Here is a 20,066-nt window from a genome sequence, read left to right as displayed (position 1 = left end):
GCGGTGCGTCACACGGCATTCCGGGCCGACGAACTACTTGCTGATGGGGCGTGACACCTCGTAGCGACCGTCGCCGTCGAGGACCGTGACCTTCACCGACTGCTGCTGGCCGCCGACCGTGGCGGTGCAATTGAAGGTGTGACCGGCCTTGACGCGCTCTCCGGACGGGCACTTGACGTCCTTGACGTCACTGGCCTGGTAGTCCTTGGTGAGAATCTGCGCGACGCCCTTCTGCACGGCGTCCTGCGACAGCTTCTTGGGTGCCCATCCGGGCGCCACGAAAGCGGTGATGAGCACGATGATCGTGATCAGGGCGGCCACGACCGCGCCGATGATCAGCAGGTTGCGGAGCGATCCCTTACCGCCGGAGCTGTTGTTCGCCATCGCGGCGAATTGGTCACCGCCGCCGCCGAATTGGCCGTACTGCTGACCGCCGAAGGCCTGCTGGCCCTGCCCGAAGCCAGGCTGCTGCTGCCCGAAGCCGGGCTGCTGGCCGTACCCGGGCTGCTGACCGTATTGCTGACCGCCGAATGGCTGTTGGCCGAACTGCTGGCCCCCGTATCCGGGCTGGGCGCCGTACTGTGGCTGTCCGCCGGGACCGGCCGGATTCTCCTGCTGCCCTGCGAAGCCGCCGCCGAATCCACCGGGCTGACCCACGGTCCCGTACCCGGACTGTCCGTACTGGGGAGGTCCCTGCTGGCCCGGCGCCTGCGGGTACCCGCCGGCCGGATAACCGCCCGTGGTGGGCACCACGGTGGTCGGATCGCCCGCGCCGGGATCGCCGCCGGGCGATTCGGGAAGCCGCACCACTTCGGTCTTGCCGGCATCCACATCGGGCGTCTGCCCTTCACCGCTGGGCTGCGGCGCGTCGCCGCCCTGCGTCGGATCCTGCGGTCCGCTCATGATCTCTCCCGCTCCTATCCGGCGGCATGCCCCCGGACTGCCTCGACATGATGATCGGTGACGTCGATGGATCACCGTGGCGTCCACCGGAATTGTCCCGACCGCGTGCACGAGGGTACCTCACGGTCCTAGCACATTCATTCACATGAGTGCGTTGTCGGCCGATCGTCGGAACCGCGTGACGTCGGGTTTCAGCCCAGTTCCGCGGCCACCACACCGCGCCGGATCTTCGACACCGCCGCGCGCGCCGCACCCGCCAGTGGCGCGTCGGGTCCGACTCCGAGCCGTATCTGCTCGAGCAGATCGATCACCTGACGATTCCAGCGGACGAAGTCACCCGGCGACAGCAATTGCCCGCTCTCCCCTGCCGCGGCCAGCGATTCGGCCAGCGACCGGCCCGAGGCCCACAGGGAGACCGCCACCGAGAACCCGGTGTCGGGCTCGCGGGTCGGCGACACGCGATGGCGCCCCTCGATCGCGGCGACCTCACGCCAGACCTCGACGGTCCGCGCCATGGCGGTCCGCAAGGCGGCGTTGCCGGGCATCGCGTCGGCGCCGGAATAGCTGTCGCGACGGGACTCGTAGACCATCGACGCGACGACGGCGGCGAGTTCGTTCGGCGCGAGGCCGTCCCAGACCCCGGCCCGGATGCACTCGGTGACCACCAGATCGCTCTCGCTGTAGATGCGGCTCAGCAGATGCCCCGTCGGCGTGACCGTGGCGTGCCCACCGTTGAACTCGACGTAACCCAATTCGCTGAGCACACCGACGATCCGGTCGAACATCACGCCCAGCGTCGAGGTCCGCTCACTGATCACCCGTTCCGCGGCGACGATCTCCCGGACGATCTTGTTGCGCCGTTCGGCGAGGCGGAACAATTCGTCGGACGAGTCGAGCCGATGAGCCGGGTGGGCTCTCAGCTCGGATCGCAACCGGTGCAGATCCTGGTCGTCGGCGGCCGCGGCACGCTTCTTCTGCCTGCCACGCGGCGCCTCGATCCCGGTGGAGCGCAACGCCGATGCGAGATCGCGTCGCCCGCGGCCGGTCCGGCGATCGGCGTTTTTCGGCAACCGCATGTTGCCGAGCACCTCGGGCGGATTGACGAAGTCCCGCACGCCGATCCGCCCGCACCAGGCATCCTCGGTGAGCACCATCGGTTTCGGGTCGGCGGCCTGGGTTGCCGGTTCCAGCACCACTGCGAGACCCCGGTGCCGTCCCGTGGGCAACGCGATCACGTGGCCGCGCTTGAGCGCGGCGAGGTCTGCGACGGTGGACCTGGTGTGTTCGGCGCGGCGCGCGAACTTGAGATCACGCTCGCGCTGCCGGATGTCCTCGCGCAACTGCATGTATCCGAGGAACCCGGCGTAGGGATCCTCGGATGCCTGCTCCCCCAGGTCGGCGGACACCGGTCCGCCGGGTTCGACGTCCCGCTTGGCGGCCGCCGCGGCCAGCTCCACGTCGAGCTTGCGCAGTCGGCGGCGCGCGTCGTCGACCTTTCGCGCCTGACCGACGACCGAGCGGTCCGCCTGGAACTGTGCGAACGAGCGGTTCAGCAGTTCGCGTGAGCCCTCGAGGCCGAGACGATCGATGAGATTGACCGCCATGTTGTATTCGGGGTGGAACGAACTCCGGAGCGGGAAGGTGCGGGCGCCGGCCAGCCCGGCCACCTGTTCCGGGACGACCTCGGGCGTCCACACCACCACGGCATGACCTTCGACGTCGATACCGCGGCGCCCGGCCCGGCCGGTCAGCTGTGTGTATTCACCCGGGGTGAGCTCGACGTGCGCCTCGCCGTTGTACTTGACCAGGCGTTCCAGAACGACCGTGCGTGCGGGCATGTTGATGCCCAGTGCGAGTGTCTCGGTGGCGAAAACGACCTTGACCAGACCCTGCGTGAACAGTTCCTCGACCGCCTGCCGGAAGGTCGGCAACATCCCGGCGTGATGGGCCGCGAAACCGCGTCGCAGACCGGCACGCCATTCGGGCACACCCAGGATCTCCTCGTCCGCCGGCGACAGATCTGCCAGGTGCTTGTCGACGACGGCGTCGACCCGTGCGACCTCCTCCGGTCCGAGCAGGCTGATCGGCGACCGCAGGCATTGCGCGAGTGCGGCATCACAGCCGACACGGGAGAAGATGAACCCGATCGCCGGGAGCAGACCTTCACGGTCCAGTCGCGCGACGAGGTCCGGGCGGGATACCGGTCGCCCGCCCCGCGAGCGCCCGCCCCCTCCACGGCGACGACCGCGGTCGCGGTCGCGGGACCGATCGTCCTCGACCAGCATGCGATGCCGGATGTAGCGCTTCAGCTCGGGATTCACCGGTGGCCGTTTACCTGTGGATGCGTGGGGGTCGAACAGGTCGAACATGCGCGAGCCGACGAGCATGTGCTGGCTGAGCGGCACAGGGCGGTGCTCGTCGACGATCACCGTGGTGTCGCCGCGAACCTCCTGAATCCAGTCGCCGAATTCTTCCGCGTTGCTGACCGTCGCCGAGAGGCTGACCACGCGGACGGAAGGATCCAGGTGAAGGATGACCTCCTCCCACACGGCCCCGCGGAAGCGGTCGGCGAGGTAGTGCACCTCGTCCATCACCACATGTGAGAGAGATTGCAGCGCAGGAGAATTCGCGTAGAGCATGTTACGGAGGACTTCGGTGGTCATGACCACGACGGGGGCATCCGGGTTGATCGAGTTGTCACCGGTGAGCAGCCCCACCGACTCCTCCCCGTGAATGGCGACCAGGTCCGCGTACTTCTGATTGCTCAGAGCCTTGATCGGTGTCGTGTAGAAGCACTTGGTGCCCGCTTCCAGCGCCTCGTGCACCGCGAACTCGCCGACGATCGTCTTGCCCGCTCCCGTGGGGGCACAGACCAGGACGCCATGGCCGTCCTCGAGGGCGACACAGGCACGGCGCTGGAAGTCGTCCAGGTCGAAGTCCAGGCGAGACGCGAAGGCCTCGAGGCCGGTCATCGTGGGTATCCGAAGGTCATCGTGGGTAGCCGGGCGCCCCTTCTAGAGAACGTCGTCGAACGTCTCCGCGGAGCGGGTGGACGTTCTGATCGTCGGTGCGGATGTCGTCGGTGCAATCGTCGAGGCCACCGGGCGTGGACTCGGCTCGGGCAGCGTACTGGCCTCGTCGTCGGACAGGCCCGCCCAATCCGGTGCCACCCGCTTCCGCCGGCGGTCGTTGAACCGGGCAAACTGGATCGCCAGCTCCATCAGCACCGTCAGCGCACACGCCAGGGCGAGCATCGTGAATGGGTCCTGCCCCGGAGTGACGATGGCGGCGAACACGAACAGGGCGAAGATCAGCCCCCGTCGCCACGCCTTCAACTTCTCGTAGGTCAGCACCCCGATCGCGTTCAGGGCGACGATCAGCAACGGCAGTTCGAAACTCACGCCGAAGATGACCAGCAGGTGCAGCATGAAGCCGAAGTACTGATCACCGGCGAGCGCCGTCACCTGCACGTCGTTGCCTACGGTCAACAGGAAGTGGAAGGCCTTGGCGACGACCAGGTAGGCGAGCACGGCGCCGGAGACGAACAACACCGCTGCGGCGGAGACGAATCCGACGGCGTACCGCCGCTCGTTGTTGTGCAGGCCCGGAGTGATGAACTGCCAGACCTGATACAGCCAGACCGGGCACGCCAGGACCACTCCGGCCGTCAGCGCCACCTTGAGGCGCAGCATGAATTGATCGAACGGACCCGTCGCGAGCAGACGGCAGGAACCGTCGGGTGTCAGCGCAGCACGCGACTCCGGCGGCAGGTCACAGTAGGGCCCCCGGAGCAGTTCGCCGAGTGACTCGATGCCGAGAATGCCGTGGGTGTACCAGATGAACCCGAAAATCGTGGTGACGACGATCGCGACCGCGGAGATGATCACGCGGGTCCGCAGTTCCTGCAGGTGCTCGACCAGCGACATGCGGCCGTCGGGATTGACCTTGCGTTTGCGGTATCGAGGGTTCAGGGACGAGAGCTTCAGCGATCTGACAGGTACGCGCACTCAGTGGCTCCGCGACATGTGGCTGCGCGACACCTCTACGCAGACTTGTGGGTGTCGTCCTGCGTGCGTGGCTTCGTCGGCGCGGCATCCGCACCGGGGGAAAGCTCACGCGGTGCAAGTCCGGGAGCGGGCTCGGCCGACGCGGGTGCGTCGTCCTTCTGCATCTCCTTGACCTCCGACTTGAAGATGCGCAGCGACTGCCCCAGGCCGCGCGCGGCGTCCGGGAGCTTCTTCGAGCCGAACAACACGATGACCACCAGCAGAACGATCAGCCAGTGCCACCACGACAACGCACCCATGATTCAACCCTCCGATCGGCGACGTGCCCAATGCTACCCGAGCCCGGTCGTGGTCACCGGATCTGTCAGCGATACCTGTCGCGAGCTGCGCTCGCGGTCTCGCGGAGCCGTTCCCCGATGTGCCCGTCGGACCGCAGACGCACGCGTCCACCGAAGCCGAGCAGGAATCGGGTGAGCCAGTCCTCGGAGCCGTAGGCCAGACGGGCCAGGACCGGGACGGACGGGTCCGGCCTGTCCTCCAGCGATTCGAGTGGCTCGATCAGGTAGTAGTCGAGGATCCACAACTCCTCGGGATCGATCTCGATCTCGGCCGACGGGAGTCCCTGGTCGTCGCCGGACAGGATGCCCGACGGCCCGCGATCGGCCTCCGGCGGAGGCGGCGAGGACGGTTCGTCCAGCAACTCGGCATGCTCGACACGATCGAGGCGGAACAGCCGCATCCCCTCCGCCTGGCGGCACCACGCGTCGAGGTAGGTGTGATTGTCCATGGTCTGCAGCCGGACCGGATCGACGATCCGCTCGGAGACCCGGTCACGTCCGGGCGTGTAGTAGCGGATCGACAGGGCACGCGACGACCGCACCGCCTCGCGGATCGTGCTCACTGTCGCCGAATCGGTGTCGTCACCGGACCAGGCAGTAGGGCCACCGTGCATCGCCACACCACCGGAGCCGACCGCGGCCTCGATCTTCGCCATCGCCCGCCGTGCGGCACCACGGTCGACGGTGCCGGGCAGATCCAGCAGCGCCTGCAGTGCCACGAGCATGGTGCTCGCCTCGGTGCTCGTCAGCCGGAGCGGACGGTCCATGCCCGCGGTGAACCCGACCTCCACGTGACCGTGCTCGAACTGCACGTCGATCAGATCGTCCGGGAAGTGTCCGGGAAGACCGCAGACGAACAGCAACTCCAGATCTTTGGTGAGCTGTCGCTCGGTGATGCCGAGGTCGCGGGCCGCCTGCTCCATCGCGATTCCGCTGCGCGCCGCGAAATACGGCACCATCGCGAGCAGCCGGCTGAACCGATCGGGACGGGCGCTCATCGGAGCGACTCCCCGGCGGCGAGCCGATCCAGGGACGCGACGACGAGGTCGCGCAGTTCGGGAGGTTCGAGGACGACGGCATCCGGTCCGGCGGACAGCACCATCCGCGCGAGTGTGTGCAGGGACCGTATCCGGATCTCCACCACGTCTCCCGGATCGCCCGACAGGGTTTCCGGTCGCGTGCCGGAAGCCAAGCGGCGCAAGCCGATCGCGCGATCGGTGGCCACCCAGATCCGGGCGATCCGGCCGTCGGTGCCCACCTGCGACTCCACCGACGATTCGACGATCTGCTTCAGATCGGTGTCCTCGGGCACGGTGACCGCACCGGGGGCACCGACCGGCTTCACCTCCGAGATACGTGACGTCCGGAAGGTCCGGATGTCGTCACGGTCGCGGTCGTGCCCGACGACATACCAGCGACCGCGATGGGTCACGACGCCCCACGGCTCGAGGGTGCGGATCGCGGCACCCGACGCGGCGCCCGGGCGGTAGCTGAACGTCACCGCCTGCGCGGCACCGATCGCGGAGAGCAACGACGCCAGCGTCGATTCGGAGCCGAGGGTTCGCGCGGAGGTCGTCGCCGAGAACTCGAGCTGATCGTCGGCACGGACGTCGATACCCGCGGCGCGCAGCTTCAGCACCGCGTTCTGGGCGATGGCCGCGATCTCCGGGGCATCCCAGAGTGCTGCGGCGATCGCCACGGCGGCGGCCTCCTCGCTGTCGAGAGTGATATCGGGGAGCTCGTAGCTGTCGCGGTTGATCCGGTAGCCCTCGTGGCCGGCCGAGAGACGGTCGCGGCCGGTCACGAGCGGGATTCCGAGGTCGCGCAACTCGTTCTTGTCGCGTTCGAACATCCGATTGAACGCCTCGTCGGTCTGCCCGTCGTCGTTGTAGCCCGCGACGTGCTTCCGGATGTACTCGGCGGTGACGTACTGGCGGGTCGACAGCAGGCAGATCACCAGGTTGAGGAGCCGTTCGGCCTTCTGGATTGCCACACCGACCAGCTTAAGGGTCACATGGAGGCGATGAGGCGATCGACGCGCTCGTCGACGTTGCGGAACGGGTCCTTGCACAGCACGGTGCGTTGCGCCTGATCGTTCAGCTTGAGGTGCACCCAGTCCACGGTGAAGTCCCGGCCCGCCTTCTGCGCCGCGGAGATGAAGTCGCCACGGAGCTTCGCCCGCGTGGTCTGCGGTGGCTCGGTCACGGCCCGGGCGATCGCCTCGTCGGTCGTGGCACGCGCGACCAGCCCCTTGCGCGTCAGCAGGTCGAACACCCCGCGGCCCCGCTTGATGTCGTGGAAGGCCAGATCGAGTTGCGCGATCTTCGGGTCCGCGAGGTCCATCGAATAGCGATTCTGGTAGCGCTGGAACAGCTTTCGCTTGATCACCCAGTCGATCTCGGTGTCCACCGCGGAGAAGTCGTCGCTCTCCACCGCGTCGAGGACCCGGCCCCACAGGTCGACGACCTTGTCCATCTCCGGATCCGGCGCGCGATTGGCCATGTGCTCCACCGCCCGCGCGTGATACTCACGCTGGATGTCGAGCGCACTTGCCTGCCTGCCACCGGCCAGCCGTACGAGCCTGCGTCCGGTCGGGTCGTGACTGACCTCGCGGATCGCGCGGATCGGGTTGTCGAGGGCGAAGTCCCGGAAGGAGACACCGGCCTCGATCATCTCCAGGACGAGGGTCGCCGAACCGACCTTCAGCATCGTTGTCATCTCGGACATGTTCGAGTCGCCGACGATGACGTGCAGCCGCCGGAACTTTTCGGCATCGGCGTGTGGTTCGTCCCGGGTGTTGATGATCGGACGGGAGCGGGTCGTCGCGGACGACACACCCTCCCAGATGTGTTCGGCACGCTGGGACAGGCAGAACGTCGCGGCCTTCGGTGTCTGCAGGACCTTGCCCGCGCCGCAGATCAGCTGCCGGGTCACCAGGAACGGCAGCAGGACATCGGAGATCCGCGAGAACTCGCCGGCTCGGACGACCAGATAATTCTCGTGACAACCGTAGGAGTTGCCTGCCGAATCCGTGTTGTTCTTGAACAGGTAGATGTCACCGCCGATGCCCTCGTCGGCCAACCGTTGTTCGGCGTCGACGAGCAGATCCTCGAGGACCAGCTCCCCCGCACGATCGTGGTTGATCAGCTGGACCAGGCTGTCGCATTCGGCCGTCGCGTACTCGGGATGCGACCCGACATCGAGGTACAGGCGTGCGCCGTTCTGCAGGAACACATTCGACGACCGGCCCCACGACACGACCCGGCGGAAGAGGTACCGGGCGACCTCGTCGGGACTCAGCCGACGATGACCGTGAAAGGTGCACGTGACACCGAACTCGGTCTCAATTCCCATGATTCGACGCTGCACGCGGATAACCCTACTCGGGATCGTTGGTGGTGATGGTCGCCGAACCGCCGGCCTCGTCCTTGCCTGCGTCCTCGACGGCGACCGGGAAATCCTTGTCGTCGTCGCCCTTCGGCAATTCCACCGTCTCACCGGCCTTCGCGGCCGTCAGCAGCTCGTCGACCGTGGCCGCCCGAATCCGCCGGAACGCCCGGCGCGGACGGTTGCGGTCCAGGATGGCCACCTCGAGGTCCGACGCGGTCAGGTCCCGGGCCTGCGCCGGACCGCCCGCGGCACCGGAACCGCCCGAACCGGATGCACCCTCGGCCGGCGTCGCCAACGCCGAGACCGCAAGGGCCAACGCGGATTCCAGATCGAGGTCGGGCTCGTACTTCTCCCGCATCGCCGCGGTGATGGCGTCGGTGGCGCCACCCATCACGGCGAACCGGGTCTCGTCGGCGATCGAGCCGTCGTAGGAGATGCGATAGAGCTGCGACGGCTTCGGCTTGCCCGGCTTGGACACCTCCGCCACACACAGTTCGACCTCGTAGGGTTTCGGCTGCTCGGTGAACACCGCACCCAGCGTGTTGGCGTAGGCATTGGCCAGCGACAACCCGTTGACGTCGGCGCGGTCGTAGCTGTAGCCGCGCATGTCGCAGAGCTGGATGCCCGCCTTGCGCAGGCTCTCGAACTCGTTGTACTTGCCGACCGCGGCGAAGCCGATCCGATCGTAGATCTCGCTCACCTTGTGCAGGGTGTTCGACGGATTCTCCGCAACGAACAGCACCCCGTCGACATAGGTCAGGATGATCACGCTGCGTCCGCGGGCAATACCCTTGCGCGCCAACTCCGAACGATCGCGCATGATCTGTTCGGCACTGGCGTAATACGGGAACGTCATCGCGGACCTCCCTCATGTTCGGTCGCGCGGCGGTCCAGGATGGTGCGGGCCGCCTGCTCGATCTCGGACGGCTCCACCTCGCGCGCACCCTCCGCGGACACGATGACCGCGGTCGGGAAGATCTTGCGCACCAGATCCGGGCCGCCGGTCGCGGAGTCGTCGTCGGCCGCGTCGTAGAGCGCCTCCACCGCGACGGACAACGCGGAGGGGGCGTCGAGGTCGTAGCGGAACAGCTTCTTCAGCGACGACTTGGCGAACACCGAGCCCGATCCGATGGCCTGGTAGCCACCGAGTTCCTCGTGCCGGTCGCCGGCCACGTCGAAGGAGAAGATGCGTCCCCGTTCGGTCGGGTCGTCATGATCGATGTCGTAGCCGACGAGGATCGGCACGGCGGCCAGCCCCTGCAGCGCCGCGCCCAGGTTCCCCCGGACCATCGCGGCCAGGCGACTCACCTTGCCGTCCAGCGTCAGCGGGACACCCTCGATCTTCTCGTAGTGCTCGAGCTCGACCGCGAAGAGGCGGACCATCTCGATCGCGATGCCCGCGGTACCGGCGATGCCGGCGGCGGAGTACTCGTCGGTGATGTAGACCTTCTGCACGTCGCGCGTCGCGATGAGATTGCCCGCGGTGGCACGCCGGTCGCCGGCGAGCACCACGCCGCCCGGATACGACACCGCGACGATCGTGGTGCCGTGCGGGATGTCGTCCGCGGCACCGGCAGGCATCATCAGCCGCTCCGCCCGGTAGGCCGGCAGTTGCTCAGGCGCATGGTTCCTCAGGAACTCGGTGAACGACGAGATATCGGCCCCCATGGAGGCACCCCGACGATCCGAACGAATGAGCTGGTGCAGTGAATCGAGTCGATCGCTCACTGGCCGCCCTTCTGCACATAGGCGCGCACGAAGTCCTCGGCGTTCTCTTCCAGGACGTCGTCGATCTCGTCCAGCAGGTCGTCGGTGTCCTCGGCAAGCTTCTCGCGACGTTCCTGGCCCGCGGCACCGTCCGCACCGACGTCGCCCTCGTCGCCGCCGCCCCCGCGCTTGCTCTGTTCCTGCGCCATCTGCTGCCTCCTTCGGATACCCGGACGCCGACACGACGCCGCTGGGATCGTTCCCGTGGACCGACCCGGACCGGGGCCGGTTCGACCGGGAACCGTGTGTTCCCACACTACCGGTGCGGGCGCGCGGCGGGGTGGAACCGCAATGGGTGACGTCGGCGCGTCAGGTCGTCAACTGGTCGACGAGCTCAGCCGCCGAATCCACGGAGTCGAGGAGCTCTCCGACGTGGGCCCGGCTGCCCCGCAGCGGTTCGAGCGTCGGGATGCGGACCAGGGAGTCGCCGCCGAGATCGAAGATCACCGAATCCCAGCTCGCCGCCGCCACATCGGCGCCGAACCGACGCAGGCATTCGCCCCGGAAGTAGGCGCGTGTGTTCTCCGGCGGCTCGTGGATGGCTCGCATGACCGTCGCCTCGTCGGTGAGACGCCGCATCGACCCGCGCGCGACCAGACGGTTGTAGAGCCCCTTGTCGAGTCGCACATCGGAGTACTGGAGATCGATCAGCTGGAGGCGCGGCGCCGACCAGCCGAGACCCTCGCGCTGCCGGAAGCCTTCCAGCAGCCGGAGTTTCGCCGGCCAGTCGAGAAGGTCGGCGCATTCCATGGGATCGCGCTCGAGCTTGTCCAGGATGTCGGCCCAAGTCTCCAGAACATGTGCGGCACGCTCGTCATCGGAGTGATGGGCGTCGTGGAATTTCCGGCACCGGTCAAGGTATTCGCGCTGCAACGCCAGACCGGTCATCTCCCGGCCGTCGGCGAGCGCGACGGCAGTCGCCAGGGTGGGATCGTGGCTGATGGCGTGGACCGCATGCACCGGGCGGGCCAGTTCGAGGTCCGACAGGTCGACGCCTGCCTCGATCAGATCCAGGACCAGCGCCGTGGTACCGACCTTCAGGTAAGTCGACGTCTCGGCCAGGTTCGCGTCACCGATGATGACGTGCAGCCGCCGGTACCGCTCCGGGTCGGCGTGGGGTTCGTCGCGGGTGTTGATGATGCCGCGCTTCAGGGTCGTCTCGAGACCGACCTCGACCTCGATGTAGTCGGCGCGCTGCGAGAGCTGATAGCCGGCCTCGTCGCCCGACTGACCGATACCGACACGGCCGGAACCACAGATCACCTGCCGCGACGCGAAGAACGGGGTCAGACCGGCGATCACCGCGGCGAACGGCGTCTCGCGGTTCATCAGATAGTTCTCGTGGGTACCGTACGAGGCGCCCTTGCCGTCGATGTTGTTCTTGTACAACTGGAGCTTCGGGGCCCCGGGCACGCTCGCCACGTACCGGGCGGCCTGCTCCATCACGCGCTCCCCCGCCTTGTCCCAGATCACCGCATCCATCGGGTCGATGACCTCGGGAGCCGAGTACTCCGGATGCGCGTGATCGACGTACAGGCGGGCACCGTTGGTGAGGATCATGTTGGCGGCGCCGATCTCGTCGGCGTCGATGATCGGTGCCGGACCCGAACTGCGGCTCAGATCGAATCCGCGAGCATCACGCAGCGGCGATTCGACCTCGTAGTCCCAGCGTGTCCGCTTCGCACGCGGAACACCGGCTGCCGCGGCGTACGCGAGCACGGCCTGGGTCGACGTCATGATCGGATTCGCGGTCGGATCCCCCGGCGCGGAGATGCCGTACTCCACCTCGGTCCCGATGATTCGCTGCATACGACGAGGGTAGATGTCGCCTGTCCCCGCCCGGTCACCGCCACCGGGAGAATTAACTCGATCGCCACCTGCCACGGTCGCACACCGCGATCGGCCTCGGTAGCGTCTACGCCGTGAAAGCCTTCCGCCGGTTCACCGTTCGCGTGCCCCTGCCCGCCGAACTGTCCGATCTCACCGTGCTCGCGAACAATCTGCACTGGGTCTGGCACGAACCGACACAGGACGTGTTCGCGGCGATCGACCCGGAGCTGTGGCGTGCGACGGGCGATCCGCTCCGCCTGCTGTCCGAGGTGGATCCCGCCCGGATCACCGGTCTCGCCGACGATCCGCGATTCCTGGATCGCCTCGCGGCCGCCCGGGCGGATCTGGATCGGTACATCGGGAATCCGCGATGGTACGAGAGCACCTACGCACCGTCGCTCGGCGCGGGGCAGGTCGCGCCACCCGCGATCGCGTACTTCTCCATGGAGTTCGGCATCTCCGAGGTGTTGCCCATCTACTCGGGCGGTCTCGGGATTCTCGCGGGCGACCATCTCAAGGCCGCATCCGACCTCGGGTTGCCGCTGATCGGTGTCGGTCTGTTCTACCGGTCCGGCTACTTCCGACAGAGCCTCACCCATGACGGCTGGCAGGTCGAGCGCTACCCCGTCAACGACCCGACGTCGATGCCCCTGCGTCTGCTGTGCGACGGCGAGAACCCCGTCCGGATCACGATCTCGATGCCGGGCGGCCGGGCGCTGACCGCACAGGTGTGGGTGGCGACCGTGGGCCGCATCCCGCTCCTGCTGCTCGACACCGACGTCCCGGCCAACGACGAGGAGTTGCGCGGTGTCACCGATCGACTCTACGGCGGCGACCAGGACCACCGGATCAAGCAGGAGATCCTGCTGGGCATCGGCGGTGTCCGCGCCGTCCGTGAGTACGTCCGGCTCACCGGGCACACCGCGCCGACCGTATTCCACATGAATGAGGGCCACGCGGGATTCCTCGGCACCGAACGGATCCGGGAGTTCGTCGCCGACGACGGACTCGATTTCGACACCGCCGAGGCCGTGGTGCGCGCGTCGACCATCTTCACGACCCACACGCCGGTGCCCGCCGGCATCGACCGCTTCCCCCTCGACCTGGTCCGTTACTACCTCGACGCCGACGAGAACGGGGCGTCGCGGCTGCTGCCCGGACTATCCGCGTCCACCGTCCTCGATCTCGGCGACGAGGCCGACCCCGGTGTCTTCAACATGGCGCACATGGGTTTTCGGCTCGGCCAGCGCAGCAACGGTGTGTCGCAGCTGCACGGGGCGGTGAGTCGCGAGATGTTCGCCGACCTCTGGCCGGGGTTCGATGCCGACGAGGTGCCGATCGGCGCCGTCACCAACGGCGTCCACGGTCCGACCTGGACCGCGCGGAGCTGGCAGGATCTGGCGGGCGCCGAGGACGAGACGGAGGCCGTCGCCGGGTTGGCCGCCGACGATCTGTGGGCGATCCGGTCATCGCTGCGGGCCCGCCTCGTGGAGGATGTGCGTCGTCGTGCTCATGCGAGCGGGCGCGAACGCGGATTCGCCGATGCCGAATTGGCCTGGACCGCAGAGATCTTCGACCCGCAGGCACTCACGATCGGGTTCGCGCGCCGGGCCGCGACCTACAAGCGGCTCACCCTCATGCTGCGGGATCCGGAACGTCTGCGCCGTATCCTCACCGACCCCGACCGACCCGTACAGCTGGTCATCGCGGGCAAGGCGCATCCGGCCGACGACGGCGGCAAGGCACTCATCCAGCAGGTCGTCGCATTCACCGACGATCCCGAATTGCGCAAGCACATCGTCTTCCTGCCCGACTACGACATCTCGATGGCCCGGGCGATCTACGCGGGATGCGATGTGTGGCTGAACAATCCGGTACGCCCCATGGAGGCGTGCGGAACGTCCGGCATGAAGTCGGCGATGAACGGCGGGCTCAACCTGTCGATCCTCGACGGCTGGTGGGACGAGATGGCCGACGGCGAGAACGGCTGGGCCATCCCCTCGGCCGAGGGCATCACCGACGAACAGCGCCGCGACGACCTGGAAGCGGAGGCGCTGTACACGCTGCTCGAGGAGACCGTGATCCCGCTCTTCCATCAGCGCTCCGCCACCGGCACCCCCGACCGCTGGGTCGAGATGGTGCGGCACACGCTGACCGGCCTCGGACCCAAGGTCCAGGCGTCGCGGATGGTCACCGAGTACACGACCGCGCTCTACGGACCGGCCGCGACGCAGTACGCGTCCATCGTGACCGAGGACTTCGCACCCGCCCGGGATCTCGCCGGGTACCGGCACATCCTCGATCGGAGCTGGTCGTCGGTGCAGGTCGCGGGAATCGACGAGGCCACCCCGACCGGCGTGGCCGAAACCCACGACGTCGTCGGCCTGACATTGACCGCACATGTCGCCCTCGGCGAACTGAGTCCGGATCAGGTGCGCGTCCAGGCGCTGATCGGCCCGGTCGGTCCCGGGGGCGATATCTCGGAGCCGGCGATCACCGACATGACGCCCTCAACGGATCTCGATCAGTCCGGTCGGACGTTGTTCACCGCTGTCGTGACCCCCGCGCGATCCGGCCGCTACGGATACACCGCGCGGGTGTTGCCGAGGCATCCCCAGTTGTCCGACGACGCCGAACTCGGCCTGGTCCGCTATCCGATTGCCACCGCCGAGGATGCGGGGCCGGGCACCGCGGAGAACGTGGTGGTCCCGGGCGCCAGCACCTGAGATTTCCGGGGTTTCGATACGCGCCGGGCTCGCTGCGCTCGCTCGCCGCTACTCAACCAGCGACGGACGAGCCGCCAGGCGACGGACTTCGCCGATCGAGTAGCACGAGCCGTCGGGCGACGAAACCCGCCGGTCGAGTAGCACGAGCCGCCAGGCGAGGGCGTATCGAGACCCCAGGGGTCCTCAGAGGTACTGGCCGGTGTTCGTCTCGGTGTCGATCGCGCGGCTCGCGCCGGCGTTCTTGCCGGTGACGAGTGTGCGGATGTACACGATCCGCTCGCCCTTCTTGCCCGAGATCCGCGCCCAGTCATCGGGATTCGTGGTGTTGGGCAGATCTTCGTTCTCGGAGAACTCATCGAGGATGGAATCGAAGAGGTGCTGCACCCGCAGTCCCGACTGTCCGGTGTCCAATTGCGACTTGATCGCGTACTTCTTCGACCGGTCGACGACGTTCTGGATCATCGCGCCCGAGTTGAAGTCCTTGAAGTACATGATCTCCTTGTCGCCGTTGGCGTAGGTGACCTCCAGGAAGCGGTTGTCCTCGGACTCCGCGTACATCCGGTCCACGACCCGTTCGATCATCGCCTTCACGCACGCCCCGCGGTCGCCGGAGAATTCGGCGAGATCGTCGGCGTGGATCGGCAACTCCTCGGTGAGGTACTTGGAGAAGATGTCCTGAGCGGATTCGGCGTCGGGCCGCTCGATTTTGATCTTCACGTCGAGACGGCCGGGACGCAGGATCGCCGGATCAATCATGTCCTCGCGGTTGGATGCACCGATCACGATGACGTTCTCGAGCCCCTCGACACCGTCGATCTCGCTGAGCAACTGCGGCACGACCGTCGTCTCCACATCGGAGGAGACGCCGGACCCGCGGGTGCGGAAGATCGAATCCATCTCGTCGAAGAACACGATGACGGGTGTGCCCTCGGAGGCCTTTTCCCGCGCGCGCTGGAAGATCAGGCGGATATGCCGCTCGGTCTCACCGACGAACTTGTTGAGCAGCTCCGGACCCTTGATGTTCAGGAAGTACGACTTCGCCTCCTTGGCGTCGTCGCCACGCACCTCGGCGATCTTCTTCGCGAGGGAGTTCGCGACGGCCTTGGCGATGAGGGTCTTACCGCACCCGGGCGGACCGTAGAGCAGCACGCCCTTCGGCGGGCGCAGCGAGTAGTCGCGGAACAGGTCCTTGTGCAGGAAGGGCAGTTCGACGGCGTCGCGGATCTGCTCGATCTGCCGGCCGAGGCCACCGATGTCCTCGTACCCGACATCGGGAACCTCTTCCAGCACAAGGTCTTCGACCTCGGCCTTGGGCACCCGCTCGAAAGCGAAGCCCGCCTTGGTGTCGATGAGCAGCGAGTCGCCCGGCCGCAGTTTGCGGCGGTTGCCCTCCTCGCCCTCGACCTCTCCGAGCAGCGGCTCGGCCAGCCACACCACGCGCTCCTCGTCGGCGTGACCGACGACCAGTGCCCGGTGTCCGTCGCCGAGGATTTCGCGCAGGGTGGAGATCTCGCCGACGGAATCGAAATCGCAGGCCTCGACGATGGTGAGCGCCTCGTTCAGCCGGAGCGTCTGGCCCTTGCGCAGCGCTTCGGTGTCGATGTTCGGCGAGCAGGTGAGCCGCATCTTGCGGCCCGAGGTGAACACGTCGACGGTGGCGTCGGGATAGATCTCGAGAAGCACGCCGTAGCCGCTGGGCGGCTGTCCGAGACGGTCGACCTCCTCGCGCAGGGCGACCAGCTGCTGGCGCGCTTCCTTGAGGGTGTCGAGAAGTTTGGTGTTGCGGGCGGTGAGGTTCTCCACGCGTTCCTGGAGTTCGGCCGCACTGCTGGTCCGGCCGTAGGTCGGCCGCCGCTCCTCGGACCCGGCCGAAGCAGTCTCCGGCGATGTCCGATCGGTGCCGTTTCCGTTATCGCGGTGGTCAGGTTCGGTCATTTCTGACTCCTCTCCCCGGCGGACACGCCGTGCGACGTGCTCGCGCCCTGTCTCCACGCTACCGGTGTGCACACCGGATCGCCCCGTACGCCACCACACGCCGTGTTGACGGCCTGTTAATTCTGCGTCCGCACAGCGTATTCGGCGGGTTCGGCGCCGGGAAACGATTAACGCGGGGTGATTCGGTCACCGCGGACCGAGAAGCAGGTCAGCCGCGTGTCGGCCGACGCTGCGGCCGGAGTGTCGTCACGCCGTCGGCGAGGCGTCGCGTGGTGATCAGAAAGGCGGTGTGACCTTGCATCTTGTGTTCCGGCCTGACTGCGAGGCCGACGGCGCTCCACTCCCGCACGAGCGATTCCCAGGCACGTGGCTCGGTCCAGCATTCCTGCTCCCGGAGGGCTTCCATCACCCGCGACAGCTGCGTCACCGTCGCGACGTAGATCACCAGCACACCGCCGGGGGCGAGTGCCGCACGAACGACGTCGAGGGTCTCCCAGGGGGCCAGCATGTCGAGGATCACGCGATCGAACGGGCCCTGGTCGTCGGCGAGATTGACGAGGTCGTCGACGACGAGGTGCCAATTGTCCGGGCGGCCGCCGAAGAAGGTCTCGACGTTGCGCACCGCGTGTTCGGCATGGTCGTCGCGGATCTCGTAGGAGGTGACGCTGCCCTGAGGGCCGACCGCACGCAGCAGCGAGCAGGTCAGTGCGCCCGAACCGGCACCGGCCTCCAGGACACGGGCACCCGGGAAGACGTCACCCTCGGTGACGATCTGCGCGGCGTCCTTCGGGTAGATGACCTGCGCCCCGCGCGGCATCGACAGAACGTAGTCGACGAGCAGCGGACGCAACGCCAGATACTGGGTGCCGCTCGTCGCGGAGACGACACTGCCCTCGGGCGCACCGATCAGATCGTCGTGGGCGATGGCGCCGCGGTGTGTGTGGAAGAGTTTCCCCTCCTCCAGGAGCACCGTGAACTTGCGCCCCTTGGCGTCGGTGAGTTGCACTCGGTCGCCCGGGACAAAGGGGCCGGTCGTCGGCATCTGGCAGAGGTCCTTCCGCTGGTCCGGGTGTCGAAACCCGAACCTGTCATGGTCGCGACCTACCCTGCCAAACATGAGTACGACGATCGACGCCGGGGCACCGCAAGCCCGGCCACACGCCGGGACCGACGCCTCCGGCGAGGCGGACGGCGGACTCGTGCGACGTCCGCTGGCCCTGTCACCGTCACGTGCGGCCGACTTCAAACAGTGCCCGCTCCTCTACCGGTATCGCGCTATCGACCGCTTCCCCGAGACCCCGACCCCGGCACAGACGCGCGGCACCGTGGTGCACGCCGCCCTTGAGAACCTGTTCGACATGCCGGCCGAGCTCCGCACGCGCGAGTCGGCGGAACTCCTCGTCGAAGGCGCGTGGGCGGCACTCCGCGAGGCCGATCCGCGTCTCGACGACGTGATCGGCGAGGCACAGACGGACCGCTTCGTGGCCGAGGCTCACAAGCTGATCGCCACCTACTACACGATGGAGAACCCGACCGCCTTCGAGGCGGCGGCCTGCGAGGAGCGCGTCGAGATCGATGTGGACGACGTTCTGATGCGTGGCTTCATCGACCGCATCGACATCGCACCGACCGGCGAGGTGCGGGTGGTGGATTACAAGACCGGGCGCGCACCGGGCGAGGGATTCGAGTCCAAGGCGCTGTTCCAGATGAAGTTCTATGCCCTCGCGATCCTGCGTATCCGGGGCGTGGTGCCGAGTCGGCTGCAACTGATGTACCTGTCGGATGGGCAACAACTCACTTACGCACCCGACCGGGACGAACTCGAACGCTTCGCACGCACTCTGAAGGCCATCTGGACGGCCATCCGGGCCGCGGTGGCGAGTGGCGATTTCCGTCCGAGGCGTTCACGACTGTGCTCGATGTGCGAACACCGTTCGCGCTGCCCGGAATTCGGCGGTGAGATTCCGCCGTATCCGGGTCCGCCCGAAGGTTTCATCGCCTGACGACGGACCCGCCGGGCATGTGAACACCCCGGCCGTGTGCACTATGACGGTGCGCATAGGGTGACGGTATGGAGAGCTGCTACTACGTTCCCGTCAGCGCCGACGACGCCGCCGGCCGGCCCGCGGCCGCTTCTGACGGCACTCCCTACGAGTACTTCCAGCCGACCGATGCGACTCTGAGCGTGTGGGCGGCGACCATGCAGCACGGTGGGCCGCCCACCGGACTGTCGGTGCGATCGCTGCAGCGGTGCGACCCGCAGCCGTCGATGCGCTTCACCCGGGTGACCACTGAGATCCTCGGTGCGGTCGGGCTCGGCGTGAACCGGCTCTCCGCCCGCGTCATCCGGCCCGGTCGCCAGATCAGCCTTGTCGCAGCCGAATTGGAGGTGCAGCAGCCGGACGGTTCCTTCCGCGCCGCACTGCGGTCGGTCGCCTGGCGCCTGCACACCGGGGATACGCGCACGATCGAGGCGCCGGTCCGTGACCCGCTCGTGCCGACTCCTGCCGAGCTCACTCCGAAGATCGGGATCGCAGGTCTCGATGACTCCGGGGTCGATTGGGGCACAGTGGGATTCATCGGCACCACGGAGACCGCGTCGGTACCCGGCCGAACCGGCGACACGAGCGCGATGTGGATACGGCCGGCCATCCCCCTGGTCGAGGGTGAGCCCACCACCGATCTCGAGGCATTCTTCACCGTCGTCGACGTGGCGAACGGACTCGGCACCCGGTTGCATCCCGAGGAATGGTCCTGGATGAACACCGACACGACTGTCCACCTGACCCGCAACCCCGTCGGCGGATGGACGGGTATCGACTCCACGATGAGCGTCGGACCCGACGGCTACGGCGCGACCTTCGCCGACCTGTACGACCTGACCGGGTTCGTCGGCCGCTCCGCACAGACCGTGATGCTCGTGGCCCGCTGATTGCCTGCCTGGTCTCGATACGCGACGGGCTCGCTGCGCTCGCGCGCCGCTACTCGACCAACGAACAACAGACGCGCGAAACCGTGAAACCAATTGCGCCGCCACCCGACCAACGGACGACAGACACCCGAACCCGTGGAACCAATTGCGCGGCCACTCCACCAACGAACAACAGACACCCGAACCCGTGGAACCAATTGCGCGGCCACTCCACCAACGGACGACAGACGCACGAACC

At 67.4% G+C, this 20,066-nt stretch carries 16 protein-coding genes; 3 read left to right on the top strand and 13 right to left on the bottom strand.

The window, feature by feature from the left end; translation table 11 throughout:
* Positions 1 to 33: 33 nt before the first annotated feature.
* From AC4JJG_RS19510 to dop, 11 genes are all read right to left on the bottom strand, one after another.
* Positions 34 to 903 carry a DUF4333 domain-containing protein gene (locus AC4JJG_RS19510; protein WP_495400601.1) on the bottom strand — a complete coding sequence of 290 codons (870 nt, stop codon included), beginning with the start codon at positions 901 to 903 and terminating at the stop codon, positions 34 to 36.
* 191 nt (positions 904 to 1,094) lie between these two features.
* Complete coding sequence (locus AC4JJG_RS19505) at positions 1,095 to 3,875, bottom strand: DEAD/DEAH box helicase (RefSeq protein WP_495400602.1); 2,781 nt, start codon at positions 3,873 to 3,875, stop codon at positions 1,095 to 1,097.
* A 42-nt stretch (positions 3,876 to 3,917) separates the two neighbouring features.
* A complete protein-coding gene (tatC, locus tag AC4JJG_RS19500; protein ID WP_495401012.1) occupies positions 3,918 to 4,829 on the bottom strand; it encodes a twin-arginine translocase subunit TatC in 912 nt (303 codons plus the stop codon).
* A gap of 116 nt (positions 4,830 to 4,945) precedes the next feature.
* The gene (gene tatA / locus AC4JJG_RS19495) at positions 4,946 to 5,209 is read right to left on the bottom strand and encodes a Sec-independent protein translocase subunit TatA (protein ID WP_495400603.1); all 264 of its coding nucleotides are present in this window, start codon (positions 5,207 to 5,209) and stop codon (positions 4,946 to 4,948) included.
* A gap of 65 nt (positions 5,210 to 5,274) precedes the next feature.
* Entirely contained in the window at positions 5,275 to 6,246 is a 972-nt protein-coding gene (locus tag AC4JJG_RS19490) for a helix-turn-helix transcriptional regulator (protein ID WP_495400604.1), read from the bottom strand.
* Entirely contained in the window at positions 6,243 to 7,241 is a 999-nt protein-coding gene (locus AC4JJG_RS19485; RefSeq protein ID WP_495400605.1) for a helix-turn-helix transcriptional regulator, read from the bottom strand. Before AC4JJG_RS19485 ends, AC4JJG_RS19490 begins: the two co-directional genes overlap by 4 nt.
* A 17-nt stretch (positions 7,242 to 7,258) precedes the next feature.
* A complete protein-coding gene (pafA, locus tag AC4JJG_RS19480; RefSeq protein ID WP_495400606.1) occupies positions 7,259 to 8,617 on the bottom strand; it encodes a Pup--protein ligase in 1,359 nt (452 codons plus the stop codon).
* Positions 8,618 to 8,627: 10 nt separating this feature from the next.
* Positions 8,628 to 9,494: a proteasome subunit alpha gene (prcA, locus tag AC4JJG_RS19475; RefSeq protein WP_495400607.1), complete on the bottom strand. Its 867-nt coding sequence runs from the start codon at positions 9,492 to 9,494 to the stop codon at positions 8,628 to 8,630.
* Positions 9,491 to 10,366, bottom strand: a complete 876-nt coding sequence (gene prcB, locus AC4JJG_RS19470) for a proteasome subunit beta (protein WP_495400608.1) — start codon at positions 10,364 to 10,366, stop codon at positions 9,491 to 9,493. The genes prcA and prcB overlap by 4 nt, the downstream gene beginning before the upstream one ends.
* Positions 10,363 to 10,554 carry a ubiquitin-like protein Pup gene (locus AC4JJG_RS19465; protein ID WP_495400609.1) on the bottom strand — a complete coding sequence of 64 codons (192 nt, stop codon included), beginning with the start codon at positions 10,552 to 10,554 and terminating at the stop codon, positions 10,363 to 10,365. The genes prcB and AC4JJG_RS19465 overlap by 4 nt, the downstream gene beginning before the upstream one ends.
* A gap of 160 nt (positions 10,555 to 10,714) precedes the next feature.
* Positions 10,715 to 12,214, bottom strand: coding sequence for a depupylase/deamidase Dop (gene dop, locus AC4JJG_RS19460; protein WP_495400610.1), 1,500 nt, complete (start codon positions 12,212 to 12,214; stop codon positions 10,715 to 10,717).
* Positions 12,215 to 12,327: 113 nt separating this feature from the next.
* Here dop and glgP point away from each other — a divergent pair, with 113 nt between their 5' ends.
* Positions 12,328 to 14,961, top strand: coding sequence for an alpha-glucan family phosphorylase (gene glgP, locus AC4JJG_RS19455; protein ID WP_495400611.1), 2,634 nt, complete (start codon positions 12,328 to 12,330; stop codon positions 14,959 to 14,961).
* A 183-nt stretch (positions 14,962 to 15,144) separates the two neighbouring features.
* On the opposite strand, the gene arc is transcribed toward glgP, so the two are convergent.
* On the bottom strand, positions 15,145 to 16,896 hold the full coding sequence (arc, locus tag AC4JJG_RS19450; RefSeq protein ID WP_495400612.1) for a proteasome ATPase: 1,752 nt from the start codon (positions 16,894 to 16,896) through the stop codon (positions 15,145 to 15,147).
* Between the two features lie 208 nt (positions 16,897 to 17,104).
* Positions 17,105 to 17,938, bottom strand: coding sequence for a tRNA (adenine-N1)-methyltransferase (locus AC4JJG_RS19445; RefSeq protein ID WP_495400613.1), 834 nt, complete (start codon positions 17,936 to 17,938; stop codon positions 17,105 to 17,107).
* Positions 17,939 to 18,011: 73 nt separating this feature from the next.
* Here AC4JJG_RS19445 and AC4JJG_RS19440 point away from each other — a divergent pair, with 73 nt between their 5' ends.
* The gene (locus tag AC4JJG_RS19440; RefSeq protein ID WP_495400614.1) at positions 18,012 to 18,899 is read left to right on the top strand and encodes a RecB family exonuclease; all 888 of its coding nucleotides are present in this window, start codon (positions 18,012 to 18,014) and stop codon (positions 18,897 to 18,899) included.
* A gap of 68 nt (positions 18,900 to 18,967) precedes the next feature.
* Positions 18,968 to 19,828: a thioesterase family protein gene (locus AC4JJG_RS19435; RefSeq protein ID WP_495400615.1), complete on the top strand. Its 861-nt coding sequence runs from the start codon at positions 18,968 to 18,970 to the stop codon at positions 19,826 to 19,828.
* Positions 19,829 to 20,066 lie beyond the last annotated feature (238 nt).

The sequence above is a fragment of the Gordonia sp. B8661-1 genome (genome assembly GCF_059427765.1).
This window is presented reverse-complemented; position numbering and strand designations above follow the sequence as displayed.